The 6,521-nt window shown below is 63.5% G+C and carries 9 protein-coding genes; 4 read left to right on the plus strand and 5 right to left on the minus strand.

The window, feature by feature from the left end; translation table 11 throughout:
• Both EN964_RS20365 and EN964_RS20370 read left to right on the plus strand, forming a co-directional pair.
• On the plus strand, positions 1-198 hold a 198-nt coding region (locus EN964_RS20365; RefSeq protein ID WP_206528737.1), incomplete at its 5' end, for a TrmO family methyltransferase.
• The gene (locus EN964_RS20370; protein WP_127260329.1) at positions 195-509 is read left to right on the plus strand and encodes a DUF2293 domain-containing protein; all 315 of its coding nucleotides are present in this window, start codon (positions 195-197) and stop codon (positions 507-509) included. The genes EN964_RS20365 and EN964_RS20370, both read left to right, overlap by 4 nt.
• Positions 510-515: 6 nt before the next feature.
• On the opposite strand, the gene EN964_RS20375 is transcribed toward EN964_RS20370, so the two are convergent.
• A complete protein-coding gene (locus EN964_RS20375) occupies positions 516-1,019 on the minus strand; it encodes a hypothetical protein (RefSeq protein WP_127267193.1) in 504 nt (167 codons plus the stop codon).
• Positions 1,020-1,169: 150 nt separating this feature from the next.
• Here EN964_RS20375 and EN964_RS20380 point away from each other — a divergent pair, with 150 nt between their 5' ends.
• Positions 1,170-2,132, plus strand: coding sequence for a D-amino acid aminotransferase (locus EN964_RS20380; RefSeq protein ID WP_127267194.1), 963 nt, complete (start codon positions 1,170-1,172; stop codon positions 2,130-2,132).
• Positions 2,133-2,264: 132 nt separating this feature from the next.
• Entirely contained in the window at positions 2,265-3,110 is an 846-nt protein-coding gene (locus EN964_RS20385; RefSeq protein WP_127276672.1) for an SDR family oxidoreductase, read from the plus strand.
• Between the two features lie 56 nt (positions 3,111-3,166).
• Here EN964_RS20385 and EN964_RS20390 read toward each other — a convergent pair whose 3' ends face one another.
• From EN964_RS20390 to EN964_RS20405, 4 genes are all read right to left on the minus strand, one after another.
• The gene (locus tag EN964_RS20390) at positions 3,167-3,784 is read right to left on the minus strand and encodes an MOSC domain-containing protein (protein ID WP_127271384.1); all 618 of its coding nucleotides are present in this window, start codon (positions 3,782-3,784) and stop codon (positions 3,167-3,169) included.
• Positions 3,785-4,057: 273 nt separating this feature from the next.
• Positions 4,058-5,179 (minus strand): beta-ketoacyl-ACP synthase III, encoded by a 1,122-nt coding sequence (locus EN964_RS20395; RefSeq protein ID WP_127272443.1) that lies wholly within the window; start codon positions 5,177-5,179, stop codon positions 4,058-4,060.
• A gap of 187 nt (positions 5,180-5,366) precedes the next feature.
• Positions 5,367-6,134 (minus strand): trans-aconitate 2-methyltransferase, encoded by a 768-nt coding sequence (gene tam / locus EN964_RS20400; protein WP_127271532.1) that lies wholly within the window; start codon positions 6,132-6,134, stop codon positions 5,367-5,369.
• Positions 6,135-6,176: 42 nt separating this feature from the next.
• Positions 6,177-6,521, minus strand: a 345-nt coding sequence (locus tag EN964_RS20405; RefSeq protein WP_127276674.1) for an ATP-binding cassette domain-containing protein, incomplete at its 5' end; no start/stop codon positions are given.

A 6,521-nucleotide genomic window follows, 5' to 3' on the forward strand; every position in this document is an offset into this window, starting at 1 on the left:
GCCCGCCCCAACCCCATCGGGCTGCATGTGGTCCGGCTCGTCGCGCTCGACCAACGCACCGGCCGCATCGATCTCGACGCCATCGATGTGCTCGACGGCACGCCGGTCATCGACATCAAACCTTATTTCGCCTCGACCGACGCTATTGCCGAGGCGACCATCGAAGGGCGCGACGAGCCCGATCGGACCCGGCGGTGACGGCGCCGACCGGCCGCCGCCGCGCCATAGCCAAGGCGCTGACCGCTCTTCTGCCGCTGGCTCCCTATGCCGACATGGAGAAGATCCGCACCGACGCCGGCGCGGTCCACATGAAGACCTTGCCGCCGGGCATCGCCGTATGGCTGGCGACGATTGCCCATATCCGCCACATGCACACCGATTACGAGAAACTGCTGAGCGAAGGCTATGACCGCGACTCGGCGCGTTTCTTCGTCATCGAGCAGACCAACATCGTGCTCACCCGCTGGCGCGCAACCCGCCTGCTCGACGCCGACGACGAGGAGGAATGACCACGGCTACTTCCGCTTTAGCACGGCGACCGCATTGTAGGTCTGGCCATCGGCGTGGCCGACCCAAATCCAGGACAGATTGCCCTTGTAAAACCTGACGGTGATGTTGCCTCCGTCGATGCATTTGTCCCGACCGTAGGTGATGTTCTCGTGGTATTCCGCCGAAATGTCGTCCCTTGACGTCTGCGACAGCGATCCGCCGCAGCCGAGTGACGGATAGTCGATCGACGCGCTGCCATCGTTGATGGTCATGGCGATCGCCCAGTCGGCGCCGGCGTCACCCGCCGGGCTCTGGTGGCCATTGCCTACCCAGGTGCCGCTCAGCGACAGCACGTTCACCGCGCAAGGCAGGTTCTGGAAGATCGGAGTCAATTCGCCGCCGGTTTTCTCGCAGCGATAGGTCTGCCCGCCCTGGCACAATTCCTCGCCTTCGCGCGCGCACTGGGCGCGGGCGTCGCCCGCAGCGGCGAACATCATCATTGCCGCTGTGACGGCCCCAAACCTGCCCATTTTCCCCTCCCGTTCAGACCCGGAACGATACGGCAATCGCGATCGAATGTATCGGCCAGATCGTCATGGAGGCCGAACAGCGCCGGGCGGGTGGCTCTATGCCTTCTGCCCAGCGCCGCTAGCCTCTCGCCTGCGTGACAGGAGGCCCCGATGAGCCGGACAATGGCAACACAGGACGAGAAGCGACCGCCCGTCGTCGACGACCGCCATGTCGACCCGCACTCCTATCCCGAGGGGGTCGCTTTCCTCGACGGCCAATACCTGCCGATGTCGCAGGCCAAGATCTCGGTGCTGGACTGGGGTTTTCTGCATTCCGACGCCACCTACGACACCGTGCATGTCTGGAACGGCCGCTTCTTCCGCCTCGATTTGCATCTCGACCGCTTCTTCGGCGGGCTGGAAAAGCTGCGCATGACCATCCCCTTCGATCGCGACGGCGTTACCGAAATCCTGCACAATTGCGTGGCGCTGTCGGGTCATCGCGCCGCCTATGTCGAAATGCTGTGCACGCGCGGCGCCTCGCCGACTTTCAGCCGCGACCCGCGCCAGGCGGTCAACCGCTTCATGGCGTTCGCCGTGCCGTTCGGCTCGGTCGCCAATGCCGAGCAGTTGCAGCGCGGCCTGCGTGTCGCCATCAGCGCCAAGATGCGCATTCCGCCGGCCTCGATCGACCCGGCGATCAAGAACTACCACTGGCTCGATCTGGTGCGCGGCCTCTACGATGCCTATGATCGCGGCGCCGAGACCGCATTGATCCTCGACTTCAACGGCAATGTCGCCGAGGGCCCGGGCTTCAACGTCTTCTGCGTCAGGGACGGCAAGCTGTCGACGCCTTCCATTGGCGTGCTGCCGGGCATAACCCGCCGCACCGTCTTCGATCTCTGCGCCGAACAAGGTCTTGCCGCCACCGCGGCCGATGTCAGCGTCACTGCATTGCGCGAGGCCGACGAGGTCTTCATCACCTCGACCGCGGGCGGCATCATGCCGGTGACCGAGATCGACGGCGCGGCGATCGCCAACGGCAAGGTCGGACCGATCACCAGCCGGCTGATGGCGCTCTATTGGGAGAAGCACGAGGATCCGGCGTGGTCGTCTCAGGTGAATTATCCCTGATAATTCAGGCGTCTTTTTCGAAAGATTCCGGTCGCCTCTGGAAAATCAGAGGACGGACCGTATATGCCCGAAAGCGGAGAGGCCTCCGCTTTCACGCAAAATCACGCCCGCAGGGGCAAGGTCTCCAAGATCATGACATCAAAGGTTTGGTTCATCACCGGATCGTCGAAGGGCTTTGGTCGCGTCTGGGCCGAGGCTGCACTCGCGCGCGGCGACAGCGTCGCGGCCACCGCCCGCGATGCCGGCACGCTCGCCGATCTCGTCGAGAAATACGGCGACAGGATTGCCGCGATAAAGCTCGACGTCACCGACAAGAAAGCCGTCGATGCCGCAGTCGCCGAGGCGCACAAGCGTTTTGGCCGGCTCGACGTCGTCGTCAACAATGCCGGCTACGGCCATTTCGGCGCCATCGAGGAGGTCAGCGAACAGGAAGCTCGCGACCAGATCGAAACCAATGTCTTCGGCGCGCTGTGGGTCACTCAGGCCGCACTGCCGATCATGCGGGCGCAGCGTTCCGGCCACATCATCCAGATTTCGTCGATCGGCGGCGTCAATGCCTTTGCCTCGCTCGGCCTCTACCACGCCTCGAAATGGGCGCTGGAGGCCTTCAGCCAGTCGCTGAGCATCGAGGTCGCGGAATTCGGCATCCATGTGACGCTGGTCGAACCGGGCGGCTTCTCCACCGACTGGGCCGGCCCGTCGGCCAAGATCTCTCAGCCGATCGAGGCCTATGCGCCCGCCCGTGCGAAGATGGCAGAGCGCCGCGCCAATTCCGTTGCCGGCGATCCAGAGGCCACCGGGCCGGCGATGCTGGCCATTGTCGACGCCGCCGAGCCACCGCTCAGGGTGTTCTTCGGCGACGGCGCCCTGCCGATGATACGCCAGGAATACGCCAACCGACTCGCCACATGGGACAAGTGGGACCATGTTTCCGTTATGGCGCAAGGCGCCAAGAAGAACCGCAAAGCTAACGCCTAGTGAGCTTGGCTACGCCGCGACGGCGGCGTAGCTCCTGCCCTCTGGTTGCCGCACAGCTATGCCGAATAGATCCACTGCTCCGGCACGCGCACCGAGATTTCTTCGCGGACCCTGACCGTTCCGGGCTTCTCGACCCAGGCGACGACGCCGCGCAGCCGTTTCGCGACTTTTGGGAACAACAGCGCGCCGGCTTCGACGTCGGCCATTCCGGCATTCTCGGCGATCGACCGGCCGGCGATGCGGCAAGGTCCGTTCTGTACGTCAATCTTGATGGTGACGCCGCCCTTGAAGAACAGCAGCGTGCCGGCCGGCAGCATCGAGAGGTTCGGCACCCCTTCGATCACAAGATTGGCGCCGATCCACTCCGGCCTGATCTCGGCCAGGCCCATGCGTTGGGCAACAACCGCCAGTTCGTCCGCTGCCACTATGGACAATTGCCGTTCGTTGCGCATTTCGGTGCCGCGCGGATACCAGGGCTCGCGCCCGCCCGCGCGGCGTGTCGGTCCGGCATGAAAATCGCCTGCTATGCCATCGAAATCCAGCAGCAATTCGTCCACCGGGCGCGTCTGAAAATGATCCGCCGGCGCCACGTAAAGCGCTGCCGCCTTGGCGGCAAGCTTTCGCGCGGGGATGATTTCGATCGGCTTTTCAGCCTCGGGGAAGAGATCCAGCATGGCGTTCTTTTCTCTCGTCATCCAGCGAATTAGCCGGGCGGACTTCGCGGCGTCCAGTCGAAAGTGCTGATCGTCCGATCAACGTCACCGATGGGATGGCGATCGCCAGGCGAGTGCCGTTCGCACCAGCCTAACGCAACAAGACGTATTGAGCGCCAAGGTGTATTCCGAGCACAGGAACGGAGCGTACTTTTGGGTACGTGAGTTCAGCCCTACCGCGACGCGGGGAAGCGTAGCCATTCGCCGGGCGGCCTCACCTGAATATCGACATACCTAGAGCATCCGCAACAGCGCACCGCCTATCGAATACCCCGCGCCAAAGGCGCAGATCAGGCCGAAATCGCCAGGCTTCATGTCGGCGTGGTTTTCCGACAGCGCGACGATGGCGCCGGCGCCCGCCGTGTTGCCAAGCCGCTCCAGCACCATCGGCGCGCGGTCGTGGTCGACCTCGTGGCCGAACGACAGTTTCAGGATCATCGCATTCATGCGTGCATTGGCCTGATGCAGCCAGAAGCGCCTGATCGCCTGCGGCGTCAGCCCGTGCTCGGCCAGGAATTCGACGATGAATTTCTGCCCGGCAACGGTGACTTCCTTGAACACCTTGTTGCCGACCTGCTTGATCAGATTGCCTTCCAGATTGATCATGTAAGGATCATCCTGGGCGGTGCGGGTGTGATAGCCCAGATTGGTGCGGATGTTGTTCGACATCTGCGTCCAGACGCGCGTGTCGAGCACTTCGAAGCGCCCCGGCCGCTTGTCGCCCTTGGCCAGCCCTTCGACCACCATCGACACCGAAGCGTCGCCGAAGATGAAATGCGTCTGCCGGTCGCGAAAATTGAGATGGCCGGTGATGATCTCGGGCGTCGTCACCAGAATGCGCTTGTGCGCGCCCGACCGCACCAAATTGACGGCTATGTGCAAGGCGGCCGCCGCCGAAGAACAGCCAAGCCCCATGTCAAAGCCCGCGCCCTTCGTCCCCAGCGCCTCCTGCATTTCGATGGCGATCGCCGGATAGGGCCGCTGGTGATGCGAGGCCGAGCAGATCACCAGGTCTATATCCGACGGCTGCAGCCCGGCATGGTCGAGGGCCTTCTTCGCCGAGGCTATGCCGAACTCGGCCTCCAGCGACAGCGCATCGTCGGGCCGTGCGGGAATGCGCGGCGCCATCCGGGTCGGGTCGAGGATGCCCTCGCGCTCGATCACATGACGGGTGCGCACGCCCGAGGCGTGGACGATGAAGTCGCTGTCCGATTTCGGCAGCGGCGGCTCGCCAGTATCCTGGCGACGCGCGTTTTCCAGGTCGACCCAGGCATTGAAGCTGGCGACCAGTTCTTCATTGGTGATTGTGGGTTCGGGGATCTCAACGCCGATGCCGCTGATGATGACGCGATGCATGTCCAGTCCGTCCCATCCGCAGGCGTTGCGGGCTTCATGTGGGCGCCGGAGCGTTCCGGCGCAACAGTTTTCTCACCGAGGCGGTTTACGCCGGCTTAAACCAAAGATCTGGGCCGACTGAAGCCGATCCCTCGACATGGCCACAGCCAAAGCCAAGCGGCCCTAAGGCGCCGCGCGACATGGATAATCAAGCTCGTTTTGCGACAATGAAAATGCGCGGAAAGCGCAAGAGCACCTTGCCATCAGCCGTCTTCTGATAGGCCTTGGCGATCTTGGCCGTGTAACATTCGAGGAACATCGCCCTCTCCTCGGCGTCCAGCGGATCGAGGAACGGCTTCAGGCCCGTCGATTTCACCCATTCGACGATCGCCTGCGCGTCGGCAAGCGGATGGTTGTAGATGGTGTGCCAGATATCAAGCCGGTCGCTGAGCGGCGACAGCAGGTCATAGTAGAACGACACCGGCGGCAACGGCCCGCGTGCCGCGCCCTTGAGCTTTTCGGCAAATGGCATTTCGGCGGCGGTCTCCCGCATCAGGCGGTGGGAGTCCTCGCCCAGATTGTCGGGCATCTGGACGGCAAGCGCACCGCCTGGGGCGAGGAAGCCCATCAGCCGCTGGAACACCGCCGGATGGGTAGGCAGCCATTGGAACACAGCATTGGCGAAAATCACGTCGACCGGCTCCGCCGGCTGCCATTCGGAGGCATCGGCGAGATCAAAGGTGACCTCGGGCAGGCGCGCCCGCGCCTTCTCGATCATGTCGGGCGAAGTGTCGAAGCCGCTCACCTCAGCATCCGGCCAGCGCTCGACAAGCAGTTCGGTCGAGTTGCCAGGCCCGCAGCCGATGTCGACGACCCGGCGCGGGAAGTCCACCGGCACCTGCGCGACCAAATCCCGCGCGGGCCGCGTGCGCTCGTCTTCGAATTTCAGATATTGGGCGGCGGACCAATCAGCCATTTGAGCTCCTCATGCTGGTTGAGATCGCCGCCCTAAAACCCCTTACCGCGTCAGCCTCTTGTAGGTCATGCGGTGCGGGTTGACGGCATCCGGCCCGAGGCGGCGGATCTTGTCCTGCTCGTAATCCTCGAAATTGCCTTCGAACCATTCGACATGGCTGTCGCCCTCGAAGGCGAGGATGTGCGTCGCCAGGCGATCGAGGAACATACGATCGTGCGAGATGATGACGGCGCAGCCGCCGAAGTTTTCCAGCGCGTCTTCGAGTGCGGCCAGCGTTTCCGTATCGAGATCGTTGGTCGGTTCGTCGAGCAGCAGCACATTGCCGCCGGTCTTCAGCATCTTGGCCAGATGCACGCGGTTGCGCTGACCGCCGGACAGATTGCCGAC

It is taken from the genome of Mesorhizobium sp. M7A.F.Ca.CA.001.10.2.1, from assembly GCF_003998575.1.
Taxonomy (GTDB): domain Bacteria; phylum Pseudomonadota; class Alphaproteobacteria; order Rhizobiales; family Rhizobiaceae; genus Mesorhizobium.